Source organism: Vibrio sp. NC2 (assembly GCF_025195005.1).
Lineage (GTDB): Bacteria > Pseudomonadota > Gammaproteobacteria > Enterobacterales > Vibrionaceae > Vibrio > Vibrio splendidus.
Window position 1 is genome coordinate 765,438 of sequence record NZ_JANVFC010000001.1, and the last position, 17,054, is coordinate 782,491.

13 protein-coding genes are annotated in these 17,054 nt (G+C 43.6%); 7 read left to right on the forward strand and 6 right to left on the reverse strand.

From position 1 onward, the window contains the following. Positions 1–35 precede the first annotated feature (35 nt). The 3 genes from prc to NX845_RS03665 form a co-directional block, all read right to left on the reverse strand. Positions 36–2,030 (reverse strand): carboxy terminal-processing peptidase, encoded by a 1,995-nt coding sequence (gene prc / locus NX845_RS03655; RefSeq protein ID WP_004733642.1) that lies wholly within the window; start codon positions 2,028–2,030, stop codon positions 36–38. A gap of 17 nt (positions 2,031–2,047) precedes the next feature. After that, entirely contained in the window at positions 2,048–2,671 is a 624-nt protein-coding gene (gene proQ, locus NX845_RS03660; RefSeq protein ID WP_004733641.1) for an RNA chaperone ProQ, read from the reverse strand. A 97-nt stretch (positions 2,672–2,768) separates the two neighbouring features. Next, complete coding sequence (locus tag NX845_RS03665) at positions 2,769–3,260, reverse strand: GAF domain-containing protein (protein ID WP_065682447.1); 492 nt, start codon at positions 3,258–3,260, stop codon at positions 2,769–2,771. 89 nt (positions 3,261–3,349) lie between these two features. Between NX845_RS03665 and NX845_RS03670 the strand changes: the two genes are divergently transcribed. The 4 genes from NX845_RS03670 to rsmF all read left to right on the forward strand — a co-directional run bounded on the left by NX845_RS03670 (position 3,350) and on the right by rsmF (position 10,833). Beyond that, complete coding sequence (locus NX845_RS03670; RefSeq protein ID WP_017082219.1) at positions 3,350–5,146, forward strand: ABC transporter ATP-binding protein; 1,797 nt, start codon at positions 3,350–3,352, stop codon at positions 5,144–5,146. 78 nt (positions 5,147–5,224) lie between these two features. Continuing rightward, positions 5,225–6,598 carry a paraquat-inducible protein A gene (locus tag NX845_RS03675; RefSeq protein ID WP_065682448.1) on the forward strand — a complete coding sequence of 458 codons (1,374 nt, stop codon included), beginning with the start codon at positions 5,225–5,227 and terminating at the stop codon, positions 6,596–6,598. Further along, the gene (locus NX845_RS03680; protein ID WP_065682449.1) at positions 6,585–9,242 is read left to right on the forward strand and encodes an MlaD family protein; all 2,658 of its coding nucleotides are present in this window, start codon (positions 6,585–6,587) and stop codon (positions 9,240–9,242) included. The genes NX845_RS03675 and NX845_RS03680 overlap by 14 nt, the downstream gene beginning before the upstream one ends. Before the next feature lie 169 nt (positions 9,243–9,411). Further along, complete coding sequence (rsmF, locus tag NX845_RS03685) at positions 9,412–10,833, forward strand: 16S rRNA (cytosine(1407)-C(5))-methyltransferase RsmF (RefSeq protein WP_065682450.1); 1,422 nt, start codon at positions 9,412–9,414, stop codon at positions 10,831–10,833. Between the two features lie 305 nt (positions 10,834–11,138). Here the strand turns inward: rsmF and NX845_RS03690 are convergent, their stop codons facing one another. Further along, the gene (locus NX845_RS03690) at positions 11,139–12,047 is read right to left on the reverse strand and encodes a S1 RNA-binding domain-containing protein (RefSeq protein ID WP_004733627.1); all 909 of its coding nucleotides are present in this window, start codon (positions 12,045–12,047) and stop codon (positions 11,139–11,141) included. A gap of 28 nt (positions 12,048–12,075) precedes the next feature. Between NX845_RS03690 and NX845_RS03695 the strand changes: the two genes are divergently transcribed. After that, the gene (locus NX845_RS03695) at positions 12,076–13,431 is read left to right on the forward strand and encodes a hypothetical protein (protein WP_004733628.1); all 1,356 of its coding nucleotides are present in this window, start codon (positions 12,076–12,078) and stop codon (positions 13,429–13,431) included. A 117-nt stretch (positions 13,432–13,548) separates the two neighbouring features. On the opposite strand, the gene NX845_RS03700 is transcribed toward NX845_RS03695, so the two are convergent. Both NX845_RS03700 and NX845_RS03705 read right to left on the reverse strand, forming a co-directional pair. Next, positions 13,549–14,034 (reverse strand): PaaI family thioesterase, encoded by a 486-nt coding sequence (locus NX845_RS03700; RefSeq protein WP_017082222.1) that lies wholly within the window; start codon positions 14,032–14,034, stop codon positions 13,549–13,551. Positions 14,035–14,210: 176 nt separating this feature from the next. Then, a complete protein-coding gene (locus NX845_RS03705) occupies positions 14,211–15,098 on the reverse strand; it encodes a putative PEP-binding protein (protein WP_004733630.1) in 888 nt (295 codons plus the stop codon). Positions 15,099–15,305: 207 nt separating this feature from the next. Between NX845_RS03705 and NX845_RS03710 the strand changes: the two genes are divergently transcribed. Continuing rightward, complete coding sequence (locus NX845_RS03710) at positions 15,306–16,364, forward strand: 3-deoxy-7-phosphoheptulonate synthase (RefSeq protein ID WP_017077204.1); 1,059 nt, start codon at positions 15,306–15,308, stop codon at positions 16,362–16,364. A 12-nt stretch (positions 16,365–16,376) separates the two neighbouring features. Next, positions 16,377–16,859: a YajQ family cyclic di-GMP-binding protein gene (locus NX845_RS03715; protein WP_004733632.1), complete on the forward strand. Its 483-nt coding sequence runs from the start codon at positions 16,377–16,379 to the stop codon at positions 16,857–16,859. Positions 16,860–17,054 lie beyond the last annotated feature (195 nt).

The window sequence follows — 17,054 nt, forward strand, 5'->3', positions numbered from 1 at the left end:
ATCTTTAAACAATCACCTTTTAACAGGTATTTGCTCTATTTCTTGATCATATCCAGCATGATAGCAACAGACTCATCAAGATAAGCATCCGGGGCTTCATAGTCTTTAGGAATATCATCTAACGTTTTAAATGCCTCTAATTTGGCTGCTTTTTGACGTTGGTTGATACGATCTAGACGAAGCGTATCCGCATCATCGCTTTCTTGCTGACGTACCTTTTCATTCAAAGAAAGGTCGTTATCGTCTTTATCTGCCTTATATTTTTCAATATCTTGCGCGATAAAGCCGAATTCCATGTCAGTAGCAATGCGAGCTTGATGTTGGGCAGTCAAAGCAATTATTTCTTCATCGTTACGCTGTAATACTGAATAATTTGCTTTATCAATACTGTCCCAAGGCAGAGCATTATCTTCAACACTTTCACCAGTATCAGCAGGATCAATTGGCGTTGGATAAGCAATATCAGGTACTACACCTTTGTTTTGCGTACTGCCACCATTGATTCGGTAGAATTTCTGGATTGTGTATTGAACATAGCCCAACTCTTTATCGAATAAATCATAGATATGATTCAAAGAGCGATGTTGTTGCACCGTTCCTTTACCGAAAGAGTTTTCGCCAAGAATGATTGCACGACCGTAATCTTGCATCGCTGCCGCAAAGATCTCAGAGGCTGAAGCACTGTAGCGATTGACCAATACCGTTAGTGGGCCTTGGTAACTAATTTCGCCATCAGTATCACTGTTCACTTTGACACGACCGTAGCTATCACGCACCTGAACAACGGGTCCCTCTTTGATAAACAAACCAGAGAGTTCAGTTGCTTCAGTGAGTGCACCACCACCGTTGTTTCTCAGATCAACAATAATGCCTTCAACACCTTGCCCTTTAAGCTCAGTGATCAGTTTGTCTGTATCTTTAGAAAGACCAACATAGAAGCTTGGTACTTCTAGTACACCAATCTTCTTGCCATCTTTCTCGATAACTTCTGATTTAACAGCGCGGTCTTCTAAACGAATCTTATCGCGTACAATTGTGACAACGTGACTTTTTGCATCTTTACCATCTGGCAGGATCTGTAGCTTAACTTTGGTCCCTTTCGGTCCTTTGATTAATTGCACTACATCGTCTAAACGCCAGCCGATAACATCAACAATCTCTTCGCCATCTTGACCGACACCAACAATACGATCGCCGTCGCTCAATTGTTTGCTGTTTGACGCAGGGCCACCAGCAACGAGAGATCGAATAACGGTGTAGTCGTCAGTCATCTGAAGTACAGCACCAATACCTTCTAAAGATAGATTCATCTCTGATTGGAATTGCTCTGCATTTCTTGGAGAAAGGTAGCTGGTGTGAGGATCAACTTCACGCGCAAATGCGTTCATGTAGATTTGGAAAGCATCTTCATTATGCGATTGCGTGATACGCTTCATCGCATTGTTGTAACGCTTTTCCAAAACTTCTTGAATCTCTGGCCACTCTTTACCAGTAAGTTTTAGGTTCAACGCATCGTATTTAACACGCTTCCTCCAAAGCTCATTCACTTCGGCGATATCTTTCGGCCATTCCGCTTCATTGCGATTGAGCTCAATACTTTCATCGGTATCAAACTTAATCTCAGTGTCTAGCAAAGACAGCGCATACTGAAAACGTTCAAAACGCTTCTGCATAGAAAGATTATAAACATCGAAAGCAATCTGGTTATTACCCGCTTTCAGCTGATCATCAATTTGAACAGATGATGAGGAGAAAGAGTCAATATCAGCTTGAGTGAAGATATTACGATTATAATCCAGCATCTCTAAATAACGATTAAAGATAGCTTGAGAGAAATCATCGTTGAGATTGAAGTGTTTATAGTGAGAACGAGTAAATCGAGAAGTAACACGTTTACTAGCAGTTTCGTGTTGGGCCTCAGGAACGAGTAAAGGTAAATCGTCCTGATCTAATTTGGCTTCAAGAGCCTGAGCTGAAGCTGCTAGACAAAAGCTAGCAGCAATCAGTGTCAATTTTGAACGGCATTTCATGCGTAGGAGTATCTCCTTTAAGCGCGCAAGTGCTCCGCTTTAACAACCATTTGTAGGCCGTTTGCTAACTGAACACGCACATCTTCCTTATTGATTTCAACAATGGTCGCAGCCATGTTTCCTGTACCCATGTTCACATTTACTTCTTTGCCAGCGATGAATTCGTCAGCGTTCAAAGCGCGTGTTTCTACAGGCTTTTCTACTTTCGGTGCTTTAGGCGCTTGACGACGAGGCTGTTGAGCTTTCTTCGCCTTAGCTTTCGCTTTGCCTTCTTCACGAGCTTTCTGTGCTTGTTCTTTACGACGAGCCTGAACTTTCGCTTTGCTTTCTGCAAGTGTAGCTTTAGCGTGCTCAACGTGCTCTTCTTCTAACGTGCCACACGTGTTGCCGTCTAGGTCAACACGATCTGCGCCAGCTTTTACGCCGTGCAGGTAACGCCATGATGATGTGTACTGTCTTAACGCTGCACGAAGCTGAGTCTTACTTACTTTTTCGTCTTCATTTAGACGTTCAGCAAGATCTTGAAAAATACCAATTTTAAGTGGTTTTGCTTCACCTTCTAGAGTAAAGCATTTAGGGAAACATTCAGCAATATATGCGATAACTTCTTTGCTGTTTTTTAACTTTTCAGTGTTTTCCATGTGGGTTCCTGGTTTTTGCGGTTTTCCGCGAGCATTAAGAAAATATTTTTACGTATTATAGAGAGATGCTTGGGAAAAACCACAGTAAGAGAATAATTTATGCCTTGTTCGCGTGCGAATTAAGCACCTTTTCCACTTCAGCCATAAAAAATGTCAATCCGTCTTCATCAATTTGAGAAAAACGACCAATATTTGGACTATCGATATCAAGAACGCCCACAACTTTGCCATCGATAGAGAATGGAATAACGATTTCTGAGTTACTTGCAGCGTCACAAGCGATGTGACCTTCGAACTCATGCACATCATGAATACGCTGAACTGTGTTTGTCGCAACCGCAGTTCCACACACACCACGCCCTACCGGAATTCGAACGCAAGCAGGTTGACCTTGGAATGGACCCAGTACTAGTTCGTCTTTTTCCTTAGCTAGATCCTGCTTCATTAAATAGAAACCCGCCCAATTCAGTTCATCCAATTCCATGAATAATAATGAACTAATATTTGCTAGATTTGCAATTAGATCGGTTTCAGATTCAATTAATGCAACGGCTTGTTTGGTTAAGCGTTGGTAATGTTCTATTTTCATATTAACTTCCAATTAAATTGAGACTTCCATTATCAAGAGAACGCAGTAAAATGCGGCCATCAAACTAAATAGGACTTATTCTCATTACAATGAACAATTCAGAAGACACTATTAGCCGTTCTTGGTTGATAACTCAAGTAAAAAAACACAAGTCCAAATTACTGTTTGCTAACTTTGTTGCCGTTATTGCAACCCTGATTAGCGTCCCTATCCCTCTGCTTATGCCACTCATGGTCGATGAAGTTTTGCTTGATAAGCCAGCTTCAGGGTTAGAGATGATGAATCATCTACTTCCAGTCTCATTGCAAACGCCGACTGGTTATATTGCGCTTACTCTCTTGTTGGTTATCTTAATGCGCTCGGCCAGCCAAGCGCTGAATATTCTACAAGGTCGCCAATTTACTTTGGTTTCCAAAACGATCACCTACCAGATGCGTAGCAAGATGATCGATAAACTTGGTCGTATTAGCATCCGACAATATGAGACCAAGGGCAGCGGCGGTATTAATGCCCACCTAATTACAGACATAGAGACCATTGATAAGTTCATTGGCTCGACCCTTTCTAAATTTATCATCAGTTTCTTAACGGTATTCGGAACCGCTATCGTCCTACTATGGTTAGAGTGGCGACTTGGGCTATTTATCTTACTGGTCAATCCTGTTGTTATTTATTTTTCTCGTAAACTCGGCAGCCGAGTTAAACACCTCAAAAAATATGAGAACCAGTCTTTTGAGCGTTTTCAGAATCGCTTAGTGGAAACCTTAGATGGCATCTATCAACTCCGAGCCGCTAATAAGGAGCGTATCTTTCTTGATGAACTTAAAGTTCAAGCAAACCAAGTAAGAATCGATGCTGATAAATACGCTTGGCAATCGGAAGCTGCCGGCCGTGTTTCGTTTCTACTGTTCTTATTAGGTTTCGAACTGTTCCGAGCCGTCGCCATGCTAATGGTGTTGTTCAGTGACTTGACGATAGGTCAGATTTTTGCGGTATTCGGCTATTTATGGTTCATGTTAGGCCCTGTCCAAGAATTGCTAGGGATTCAATTCTCTTGGTATAGCGCGAAAGCAGCGCTGCAACGTATTAACGACCTACTGCAACTAGAAGAAGAACATCGCCCTGTTAGCAAGGTAAACCCTTTTGATGACCATAAAGAAGTGACAGTCGACATTGAAGACGTTACATTCTCTTACACATTAGAAAACACTGTTTTAAACAGGCTATCGCTACACATTCCAGCAGGGAAAAAAGTCGCCCTAGTGGGTGCAAGCGGTGGTGGTAAATCAACGTTGATCCAGTTGTTAATTGGGGTTTATCAAGCCGACTCTGGTTGTATACGCTTTAATGGTGAAACAACGGACGACATCAGCTTTGACATAATACGCAGTCAAATTGCCGTTGTTTTACAACAACCTATACTCTTTAACGATACATTAAGGCATAATCTGACCCTTGGTGCTGAATACGATGAAATGTCGTTGTGGCGGGCGCTTGAAGTCTCTCAAATGCAAGATGTTATCAAACAGCTGAGTAATGGCTTGGATACGCAAATTGGTAGGAATGGCGTTCGACTGTCTGGCGGTCAACGACAACGCTTAGCGATCGCCCGCATGGTGCTGAGTAATCCTAAGTTTGTTATTCTTGACGAAGCGACATCTGCACTGGATACAGCAACAGAGTCAGCACTGCATAAAGCACTAAGCGAGTTTTTGAAAGATCGCACAACTTTAATAGTGGCTCATCGATTATCAGCGGTGAAACAGGCCGATCTAATCTATGTTTTAGAAGATGGGCAAGTCACACAGACGGGAACGCATGGTGAATTGGTTGAACAACAAGGACTATATCAAACACTCTATGGCAGTGTGCAATCGCACGCCTGATGTTTATTGTTCTAGGGACTTAAATCAGTGTAGTTCTAGGCATTTAAATCAGCTTAAAAGTCTGATTAGTGTTTCAACTTGGGAGGTCGCGTGACCTCCCCATCCGAAACCAATTCTTTATCGACTCAGCACCAGTTGTCAACTGAGTCTCCGTTGACAACTAAGTCTCCGTTGACAACTAAGTCTCCGTTAGCAACTAAGTCTCCGTTAAGAACCGAGCACCAGTGCGATAGCAGCTCTGTACGTCTGTGTCAAGGCTGCGAACTCCCCGTTGATAAAATGGACATCCCTCTGGGGAAATCCGCATATTGTCCAAGGTGTGGCACCCAGCTTTACCGAGGCGGTACACCTAGCCTGTCTGGAAACCTAGCAATCGCGATTACCTGCTTATTGCTATTTATTCCCTCACACTTTTTTGAATTTATCAGTATTCGTCTGATTGGCGTCATGATACCTGCGACGTTACCATCAGGTGTCTTTACTTTAATGGGTGAAGGCTTCCCTCTATTAGGCCTACTCATCCTATTCTGCAGTTCGATCGCCCCGTTACTCGTTTGCACCTCTGTACTCGTCACTCATGCAGCACTGCGCTTTAAGATTTTCACGCCATTTAGGTTTGCGTTATCCATCATCCAGACATTAAAGCATTGGATGATGTTGGATGTATTTCTGGTAAGTTTGGCTGTCTCATGCTTCAAACTGCAGGATTACTCAGATATTTTTGTCGGCCCTGGTTTAGTTGGATTGATTTTATTGCAGCTTTTCAGTGTATTACTGGTAAGCCGTATCAGTGTGCGTCGCTATTGGGAAGCTTGGGCTCAAGAGTCTGATTACTCTTTTGTAGAAAGTAAGAACGTACACTGCCACAACTGCCACCTTTCTCAACCTGAAGGTCATACTTGCGTACGTTGTCACCATGACTTATATCACCGTAAGCCCTACTCTATACAGAAAACATGGGCTCTGTTGTTTGCTGCGTCAGTGGCTATCGTACCAGCCAACGTTATTCCTATTTCTATCCTTATTACAAACGGACAAAGGTTAGAAGACACGATAATTTCTGGTGTCGCTTCGCTGATCAATAGCGACATGTATGGCATCGCAGCGATCATTTTTATTGCCAGTATCGTCGTGCCTGTTGCGAAAATACTTGGCCTAACGTACATCTTAATTTGTATCAAGATGAAGCGCGCGGTTTACCACAGGCAGCGCATGACCATCTATTTCATTGTGAAGTGGGTGGGAAAATGGTCGGTGATGGATCTGTTCGTTATTTCGATCATGATGACCTTGGTCGACCGTGGACAAATTTTAAACTTTACACCAGGTTATGGTGCAGTCGCTTTTGGTGTCGTTGTTGTTCTCACGATGCTGGCAGCGGAAAGCTTAGATCCTAGGCTAATTTGGGATAACTACACCTCTAAAGATGAGTCAGTGAATGAACAACGATAACCAATCACAAACGTCATATTCACCAGAAGTAAGAAAAAACAAAGGCATCTCACCTTTGTGGATTCTGCCGATATTAACCGTCGCCTTAGCCGGTTGGTTGGTCATGAAATCGATACACGATGCAGGGCAACGTGTGCAGATATACTTCTCAGATGCCGCAGGTTTGGTCGCAGGTCGAACAACGATTCGTTACCAAGGCTTAGAGGTGGGTATGGTGCGCGACATCACCTTGTCCAAAGATTTATCGAGCATCTATGTCGATGCTGACATCTACCCAGAAGCGAAAAAGTTACTTTCAAAGGGCACACGTTTCTGGCTCGTAAAACCAACGGCGAGTTTGTCTGGTATCTCAGGGTTAGACGCGCTTGTTTCGGGTAACTACATTGCTATTCATCCTAGCGAAACCAAAGAAGAACCAGAAACCGTTTTCCAAGCCCTAGAATCGTCCCCTTCTGATTTACTCGCTTCTGAAGGTTTGAACATTTCACTGACAACCAAAGATCTGGGTGGTGTGTCTGTTGGCTCTCAAATCGTTTATCGTAAAATTCCAATTGGTGAGGTTTACAACTACCAGTTAAACGACAACGCCAAGTCCGTTACGATTCAAGCGTCGATTAAAGATGAATACAGCCATATCATTACCGACCAAAGCCGTTTTTGGAATGTCAGTGGTTTAGGTGCAAGTATTGGATTTTCAGGCGTCGATGTGCGCTTAGAAAGCCTAAGCGCGCTGCTTGGCGGTTCAATTGCGGTTGACTCTCCCGGAGAAGGTCAGCCCGTCGAGATGAACACCAAGTTCAAGCTCTACCCAGATTTGAAAACCGCTGGTCGTGGCATCTCTATAAAGATCGCCGTGCCAGATGACAACAAGATCAGCGCAACTGGCGCTCCGATCATGTATCGAGGCATTGAAATCGGCCAGATCACTGATTTATCTTTAAGCGAAGGTCGCGAAAACGTGGTCGCATCTGCAGCTATCCAACCGGCATTCAGCGACTTTTTAAATAGCGGCAGTAAATTCGTTTTAGAAGAAGCTGAACTGTCACTCACTGGTATGAAGAACATTGCCAACTTAGTGACAGGTAACTTTTTAACCTTGGTACCGGGCGAAGGTGAAAAGGCGCGTCGATTTACTGCGATTCGTAAAAACGAGTTCAGTCAGGAACAAGAAAAGTCAGTCGCGATTCGCTTAACCTCAAACAATTCATTCGGATTGGATGTCGGTACACAACTGCTCTACAAAGGCATTGCCGTTGGCTCTATCATTCAAGTTGGCTTAGTTGATGGTGTTGGCACTGGCTCTGACAAGCACGAAGTGTTTATGGATGCGCTTATCGATAACGAATATGCGCACTTGATCAAAAGTCACAACCGTTTCTTTGTGACAGGCAGTGCGACCGCAGAGCTGACCGAATCAGGTCTAAGTGTTACTGTTCCACCGGCAAAACAGCTTCTTACTGGCTCGATCAGCTTTGTGAGTGAAGGTAAACCTGAAGCTCGAACTGACTACCAGCTTTTCCAAAGCAAGTCGCTAGCAGAAATCGCTAAGTTTAATCAGTCAGGCTCAAAGACGCTTTCGTTATTTGCTAGTGAGTTACCTTCAATTTCTAAAGGCAGCCCACTGCTCTACCGTAACCTACAAGTGGGTAGTATTTCGGATTTTCAGCTTGCAGATGGTGGTGTAAGAATCAAAGTCACGATCGAAAATCGTTACACGCACTTACTCAATAAACATACCGTTTTTTGGAACCGCTCAGGCGTTGAGATTGATGCTTCGCTATCGGGTATTAGTATTAAAGCGGCACCCGTTAAAACGCTAATTCAAGGTGGTATTGCTTTTGATTCGCTTCCCGGTATAGACAATAAGCTTGGCAATGTGTGGAAGCTGTACAAAGATTCTAAATCCGCTCGAAAATTTGGCCGCGCAATTACGATTACCTCTTCTGGCGATCAAGAAGTCAGCAAGGGTATGACGATCAAATACCAAGGTGTCACTGTAGGTGAGGTCACTTTGGTGATTCCTAACTTCAATAAAGGCGGCATTGAAATTACCGCGCGAATCTTACCTGAGTACGTTGACAAGATTGCCGTGGCCAACAGTCACTTCTGGTTGGCAGAACCTGAGATCGGCCTTAATGGCATCAAAAACGTCTCTGCGCTTCTCTCTAAGCACATCAACGTAGATCCGGGCAATGGTGACAGAAGTACGAAATTTAAGCTTAGCAAAGGACCAGTGCAGCCTGAAGGCAAGATATTCCAGCTACAAAGCGAAACGCGAGGCTCGGTGTCTGAAGGCACGCCTATCCTATTCCGTGAGCTAGAAATCGGTAGTGTTATCGATGTTCAACTAGGCGAGTTTGCTGACCGTATCATCTCTACGATTCAAATAGAACCTGACTACGCGTATCTGATCCGCGCAAACACTGTGTTCTGGAACGTGTCGGGTGTCGATGTTTCTATCGGCCTCTCTGGTGCAAACATCAAAGCAGGAACGGTAGACAGTTTATTAAGAGGCGGAATTACCTTCTCAACGCCACCGACGAGTGAACTTCAGCCTGTGGCAAGCGAAGATCAGTCTTTCTACCTATACCCTCAAGCAGAAGATGAGTGGAAATCATGGAGAACCGCGATTCCTCGTCCATAGAGTGAATCCTCAGAAGCTCCATGCAAATTAATACAGCTTAACGAAGATTAATTCTTCATCAAAATGCAGCCATTCGGCTGCATTTTTGTTGTTTGCCGTAAATATGGTTTAGGACGACCTCATTTTGCTTTAAACTCCCCGCATTAATGCAATAATTCGAGATACTCTTTTGCACGCTAACGTATATATTCCTGAAGAATTCCTAACGCACATCGAAGCGATCATGCCTAGTCATCTAGATATGGCTTCTTTTGTTGCCTCATGCCAAAAACCACTTCGTAAAAGTATTCGAGTCAACACACTGAAAACCAGTGTGGAAGACTTCCTAGTACGAGCAAAAGAGAAAGGCTGGGAACTGGAACCTGTACCTTGGTGTGAAACGGGTTTTTGGATTACAGCCGATGAAAGTGAAGCGCCTCTAGGTAATACGGCAGAACACATGTCTGGTCTTTTCTACATCCAAGAAGCCAGTTCTATGATGCCACCTTCGGCACTTTTCCAAGGCGAAGCTGATTACCAAGCCGTGCTAGATACTGCTGCTGCACCCGGATCTAAAACAACGCAAATCGCTGCGCTAATGAATAATCGTGGCGTGTTGGTTGCCAATGAATACGCTGCTAGCCGTGTAAAAGTCCTTCACGCCAACATCGAACGTTGTGGCGTTCGTAATGCCGCACTCAGTAACTTCGATGGTCGAGTTTTCGGTGGTTGGTTGCCAGAACAGTTTGATGCTGTCTTGCTGGATGCACCCTGCTCTGGCGAAGGTACCATTCGTAAAGACGCTGATGCGATGAAGAACTGGACGTATCAATCTGTAGTCGATATTGCTGACACGCAAAAAGACCTGATTGAAAGTGCATTCCATGCTCTTAAACCTAATGGTGTTTTGGTTTACTCAACATGTACGTTAAGCACTGAAGAGAACCAACAAGTGTGCTATCACCTAAAAGAAACCTTTGGTGATGCGGTTGAGTTTGAATCTCTTGAATCACTGTTCGACAACGCAAAAGCAACGACTACTGAAGAAGGCTTTCTTCACATCTTCCCTCAGGTATATGACTCGGAAGGTTTCTTTGTTGCACGTATCCGTAAACTAGCGTCTGTGACTCCACCAGAAGTTAAAAAACGCATGGGTAAATTCCCATTTGAAAAAGCGTCAAAGAAAGCTCAGCAAGAAATCGCTGAACAACTGCTTAGTGCTCTCGATATCGAACTACCAAGTGATACTCAAGTTTGGATCCGAGATAAAGACGTTTGGCTATTCCCTGAGGCGCTTGAGCCTATGATCGGTGCATTCCGTTTCTCTCGTATGGGCATCAAGATCGCTGAAACCCATAAAAAAGGTTACCGATGGCAACACCAAGTCGCGACAACACTCGCGACAGGTAATGAAGCTAACATTGTAGACCTCAGCATCGAAGATGCTCGAGAATGGTTCATGGGCCGAGACGTTCGCCCAGAAGGCTTGTCCGGCAAAGGCGAAGTGCTAGTAAAATACAACGGCGCAATCATCGGCCTTGGTAAATGGGTAGGTAACCGAGTGAAGAATGGCTTACCAAGAGAGCTAGTACGCGACAAAAACCTTTTCTAGTCGTTCGATTAAAGCTCTCACTGTACTGAGAAAAACAAAAAGCCCAAACAACATCCATTGTTTGGGCTTTTTCTATTCTTGTCGGCTAGCTCATTTCAAGGGAAGCACTGTAAAATCAACGCTTAATTACACAAATATCAATTCAAGTCACTATTTCCAATAACAAAAATCGCTTATTAGGGAATTTAAACTAGACTTCAGTCTAACAGCCAAAGAATTAAAACGATTAGCGTAGGCTCTTCGGAGCTCTTTCCCCTAAGCCCAAACAGGAAGGTTTGGGCTTTTTTTTTGACCGACAAGCTCGCTTATTTAACTAGACTGATGCCTTCTTTGTCGATAGTGATCTTGCCAGACTTGTACAAACCACCAATTGTCTTCTTGAACGTACCTTTGCTGGTTCTGAATGCAGAGAAAATAACTTCCGGAGAAGATTTATCATTCAAAGGTAAGTAACCACCTTTCTTCTCAAGCAGATCGAGAACCTTAGTGCTTAGGTCATCCATTTTAGCCACACCAATTTTCTGAAGAGACAAGTCAATCTTACCGTCTTCTTCACGAACGTTTTTAATGTAGCCTTTTAGCGCTTTACCTATGAACAGCTTACCGATGATGTCTGATGGGAAAATCATGCCCCAATGCTCACCGTTCACGATCGCTTTGTAACCTAACTGGCTGCGCTCAGCGATAATGAGATCCACTTGCTCGTTTTGCTTATAAGTCGCAGGCGTGTTGTCTAACCACTTGTTGAACTTTGTTGTACCTACAATGCGGCTAGATGCTTTATCGATATACACATATACTAAGATTGACTGACCTTCGTTTAAACGGCCACGTTGCTCGCTGAAAGGAACAAGAAGGTCTTTACCTTTCACGCCCCAGCTCATGAATGCACCGGTGCTGTTTACGCCTTCAACCGTCATCAAGCCAAACTGCCCCACTTGAGCAATTGGTTTTTCAGTCGTTGCAGCAATCTGGTTGTCAGAATCAATGTATAAGAAAACATCCAGTTTTTGACCAATTTCAACACCTTCAGGAGTAAATCGTTTTGGCAGCAACACGGTTCCATAGTCGCTAGCGTCAAGGAATACACCGAAGTCGGCTTGCTTTACTACTTCTAAGTTGTTTATTTGACCAATATTAATCATCAAGATTTTCTCTACTTTAAATTTGGCGGTGATTATACGTGATCTCTGATATGCTTTCGCTAGTTTCATTCATATTTTTACATTCTAGGAGACATCGTTGATCACCGTTGATAAACAAGATGCGATAACACTCAAAATTAACCATGCAATGGCGAAGACCAAAAAGCTCGACATGGACGTTTATCTATTCATTCCCGGTGAACTCGGACTCACTCCCGAAGTACTTTCTGAAAGTGCCTTTTTCTACAGCTCAATTACTCAAAAGCGCGCCTACTACAGTGACAAGACACTGTTACCTTTGGTACACAGTCGCTTGGCAAAACGTGGACGCTTATCAACGACACAGTATCGTGTGAGTTTGAGTTTGTTCGCATATCAATATGTTATTGCTTTAGATAAAGCCGTGAGCAGTTTAAATAAGACTGATAGTGACGACGTAACAGCGGATGAGGTTGATGAAGTCATTGAGCTCGCGTTAGACATCTTGAAGAAGCTTCGCCGAAGTATTCCTTATGAAGAAAACCTCAAACGCTACTACGCAAACATTGATAACTATCTTTCTTGGTACACAGAGCAAAAGTTCTTATCTCTGGTCTCTCATATGCCGCGTGGCAGTGAGTACTCGACGATAAAAGAGCGACTCTTGACGCTGTGTGACAAAGAGACTGCCCATCGTAAACTTAATCGCTATAACTCAGCCAAAGTTCGTGAAGACGTAACGCGCCTGAGTAACAAGATGCGATTGCTGCGACGTTTGATAGAGCACCCTATCGTACTCAAGGAGAAGACCACCTCCATGGGTAAAAACGTTAAGCGTGCCGTTAAAGGTATTGCGACAGGCTTAGTCATGGTAGTAGTGACGACAACCGTCATATTGGCTCGTGATTTTCTAGGAGAGATTACCGCTTCTTTCATCGTGTCGATGTCATTTATCTACGCACTGCGTGAAATATTTAAAGATGACTTGAGAGACATCCTTTGGCGTTGGCTTCGTAAAGGCAAACCCAAGTGGAAGCGTCGCTACTTTGACCCAACAACCAATAAATCTGTCGGCCACAAGCTTGAATGGTTGGACTATGCGAACTTTTCCAAGTTAGCTGACCGTATTCAATCAATACGCAAGAAACGTGTCGTTCAGCGTGAAGAGCAAGTCTTGCACTACCGTTCACATACCGAGATGTCGACGTCAACATTCATGAGTGGTTACGAAGAGACTCGTGAAACGTTATCGATCAGCCTGAGAGCACTGACACGCTTGATGGACAAGGGGTCAAATAACGTATATCGCCTGAATGAAGGGCAAGTAAGCCGTGAGTCTGTCGAAAAGCGTCACCTGCTCAATCTGATCATTAAAGAGAACAATCACGATACTGAACCGACCTATTACCGTTGGAAAATCGTAATGAACCGTTCAAAGATCGTTGATATCGAGCAAATCACTCAAGAGTCATAGCGTTGTTACGGTATGTGGATACTAGATTCACATACCGCCCTTCCACTTGTTCAACAAATGCTTTCTGTTTAACTATGATCTTCAGATTCAGATTCCGTCCAACCTTATACTTCCGAGCTATTTTCTAGAAGGAACTTTCTTAATCGAAAGCGTCAGCGTGAACTCCGCCATTGGTTCATCGCCATGCAAAGACGGACAAGTCGCGATTATGGTCACGGGTTGATTCACACGCTCGCCAGTAGACATAGTTTCAGCCAGCATAGTGTTGATCAGCTCACCATCGTTACAAGTGAAGTGTACGTCACCTTCCGGGCGCTTCAAGAAGTTACCTGTCACCTCTTTAAATGCCAGCGAGATCTTTTCGCCTTGCTGCTGCGATTTACTCATTGCAAGAAAGCCCCCCGCCACATCAGCACCTACTGCTAACACACCAAAGTACATGCTATTGAGGTGGTTCTTAGTTCGTCTTTTGAGAGGAATTTTCACTTCAACATGTTGATTATCCAGCGCGAGCAGTTTTGGTCGGCATAGCCAGATCAGAGGCACTTTGAAAAAGCCAAACATGCTCAAGTAGAAATTTGCTTTTTGTAGAGGGGTCAACATTCGAGTTACCTAGTCAAATAAGTCATCAGACCAGTTAATCGATTAGCGCTCGATATGTCAAAAAAATGTTACAAAAAAGAGATATCATCGCATAATGATATCTCTTTCATTCTCAAAGCTTTATTGCTTTAAATAAACTCATACAGCAAGTTGATTTATTTAGACAATAAGCTGGTCTATGCAGTAACGACTGTCTCAACACCGTCAAGATCAGCGATAAAGCCTTGTAGACGCGGGTAGTCCACCAAGCCTTGAGTCACAAGCAGGACGGGCTTCTTCGCGTTCAGCGTTGCTTTAACAATCATACTCAACAAGGTAATAACCGCCTCGTTTTGTGGATCAAAAGCATGTTGCTGAGCTTCATTGTGCTTGTCTACGCCTAAAGTGAAAGACGCTAAGCTATCAACGTTCACTACAACACCATCAAAGTAATGCAGCAATCTTTCGCTCAGTAGCACTGCAGACGGCACATCGCACGAGAACAGTACTTTCAAACCATTAAGGCCTCGCGGTAAGCCTTGCTCTGCAAGCAAATCAATAATCTTAGCGGCATCGCTTAATGCTCGTACATACGGTACAACCACTTCAACGTTAATACCCTGCTCTCGCAACGCTTTAATTACCTGACACTCTAAAGCGAATGCTTTGCTGTACTCTGATGTTGCATAACGAGCAACCCCACGAACACCTAGTGCCGGGTTTATCTCTTCGGCTTCACAGCTACCACCAAGTAGCGAACGGAAGCCATAGCTGTCAGCACTACTTAACGCGATACGAACAGAAGTATGATTTGGCTGAACGGCAGCTTGGATGGCAATCACTAAGGTCGAAACAAAATGCTCATCGACTGTTTTATCGCCAAGGATCGCATCTAAAGAGGTTTTTTCGATATCAGTCAGTGTATCTAAGTGACTTTCAATACTTGGGTGATAGAAGATACGATCCATAACCAATTCAGATAATGAAACGTATAAGTGGTTAGAATTATTATTATCGTTGTAAGAAGGCAGCACATCACCTAAGACCAGTTCTGGGTGCAAAGTGCTTTGATTTTCTTGAGTCATTGCTGCTCCAGCATTTTTATGTTGTGTTCAAACGAAAATACCGATAGCTGCCTGTTAATACAAGTGAAAATCCCTTATTTGGCGCTGGCCTGCTGATAAAAATAAGAATATTAGCAATAACAGAGATAACTTTGACTTAAGAGAGTTTATTCCTCTGTTCAATTCCGTTATCTTAACCACTTCGCAATAGAATAAAAAAGCCATCACATGCCATTAAAAACTGATGAGTTGAGAACCCAAGCTCTGGGTCCTATGCCAACTCCTGCCGAACTAGGCAATGCACATCCTATTACTGACGACGTTGCTGAGCGCATTAAAAATTCTCGCCGCCAAATCGAAGATATTCTAACGGGTCGTGATAACCGCCTGTTAGTTATCGTAGGCCCTTGCTCTGTTCACGATACAGAAGCGGCACTTGATTACGCTGAGCGTCTAAGTCAGATTCAAGACCAGTACAAAGATGAACTGTTCGTTGTAATGAGAACCTACTTCGAGAAACCTCGTACTGTTGTAGGTTGGAAGGGTTTGATTACCGATCCTAACCTTGATGGGTCATACGCACTTGAAACAGGCTTGAACAAAGCTCGTAAGCTTCTACTAGATATCAACAAGCTTGGCCTAGCTACCGCGACTGAATTCCTTGATATGATCACCGGTCAGTACATTGCAGACCTTATCACTTGGGGCGCAATTGGCGCTCGTACGACTGAATCTCAGATTCACCGTGAAATGGCTTCTGCACTGTCTTGCCCAGTTGGTTTCAAGAACGCAACTAACGGCAACATCAAAATTGCTATTGATGCGATTCGTGCTGCGCATGCTTCACACTACTTCTACTCGCCAGATAAGAACGGCCGTATGACGGTTTACCGTACTTCTGGCAACCCATACGGTCACGTAATTCTACGTGGTGGTGATAAAGGCCCTAACTTTGATGCTGAATCTGTAGATAACGCATGTAAGCAACTGGCTGAATTCGATCTACCTCAACGTTTGGTTGTAGACTTTAGCCACGCTAACTGTCAGAAACAGCACCGTAAACAGTTAGAAGTGGCACAAGACATTTGTGAGCAAATCAAATCTAACAAGAATCAAATTGCAGGCATCATGGCGGAAAGCTTCATTGTAGAAGGTAACCAGCCAATGACAGATATCAACAACCTAGAATACGGCAAGTCGATTACTGACCCATGCCTAAGCTGGGAAGATACTGCAACAATGCTAGATATGCTTGCAACAGCAATTAAAGATAGAAACTTAGCTTAAGGAAACAACACAATGCCATCATTTGACATTATCTCTGAAGTAGAAGCAGTAGAACTGCGTAACGCGGTAGACAACGCAAACCGTGAACTATCGACTCGTTTCGATTTTCGCGGCGTTGAAGCAAGCTTTGATTACAAAGATGAATCAGTAAAATTGACTGCTCAAGACGATTTTCAACTGAAGCAAATGCGCGATATCCTTCGTAGCAACCTAACAAAGCGTAATGTTGATCCTAACGCGATGGAAGCGAAAGCGGCAGACCAAACAGGTCGCACTTGGCACCAAACGGTTATCTTTAAGCAAGGCATCGAAACGGATGTCGCTAAGAAAATCGTTAAGCTAATCAAAGACAACAAAGTTAAGGTTCAAGCTTCTATCCAAGGCGACAAAGTTCGTGTAACTGGTAAGAAGCGTGATGACCTACAAGCTGTTATGGCTCTAGTTCGCAGCGGTGAACTTGGTCAACCTTTCCAGTTTGACAACTTCCGCGACTAATTTTTGAGTTTGAGCGACCGCTTATTTGGGTTGCTCATTCATCAGCACAATGTCGTGTTCGAAATAGCAAAAAGCCACTTCTTTAGGTGAACTGACCCCCAATAGTTGGACACCAATCATTGGGGGTCTTTTTATGTCCAAATATAGCCGAGAGCTAAAATGTATCATTGCTAAGCAATACTTAGATGGCACGTC

What these genes read in the sequence shown, in the direction of transcription:
- prc (WP_004733642.1), bottom strand. Translation starts at nt 2,030, where the DNA reads ATGAAATGCCGTTCAAAATTGACACTGATTGCTGCTAGCTTTTGTCTA.
- proQ (WP_004733641.1), bottom strand. Translation starts at nt 2,671, where the DNA reads ATGGAAAACACTGAAAAGTTAAAAAACAGCAAAGAAGTTATCGCATAT.
- NX845_RS03665 (WP_065682447.1), bottom strand. Translation starts at nt 3,260, where the DNA reads ATGAAAATAGAACATTACCAACGCTTAACCAAACAAGCCGTTGCATTA.
- NX845_RS03670 (WP_017082219.1), top strand. Translation starts at nt 3,350, where the DNA reads ATGAACAATTCAGAAGACACTATTAGCCGTTCTTGGTTGATAACTCAA.
- NX845_RS03680 (WP_065682449.1), top strand. Translation starts at nt 6,585, where the DNA reads ATGAACAACGATAACCAATCACAAACGTCATATTCACCAGAAGTAAGA.
- NX845_RS03690 (WP_004733627.1), bottom strand. Translation starts at nt 12,047, where the DNA reads ATGAAACTAGCGAAAGCATATCAGAGATCACGTATAATCACCGCCAAA.
- NX845_RS03700 (WP_017082222.1), bottom strand. Translation starts at nt 14,034, where the DNA reads ATGTTGACCCCTCTACAAAAAGCAAATTTCTACTTGAGCATGTTTGGC.
- NX845_RS03705 (WP_004733630.1), bottom strand. Translation starts at nt 15,098, where the DNA reads ATGACTCAAGAAAATCAAAGCACTTTGCACCCAGAACTGGTCTTAGGT.
- NX845_RS03710 (WP_017077204.1), top strand. Translation starts at nt 15,306, where the DNA reads ATGCCATTAAAAACTGATGAGTTGAGAACCCAAGCTCTGGGTCCTATG.
- NX845_RS03715 (WP_004733632.1), top strand. Translation starts at nt 16,377, where the DNA reads ATGCCATCATTTGACATTATCTCTGAAGTAGAAGCAGTAGAACTGCGT.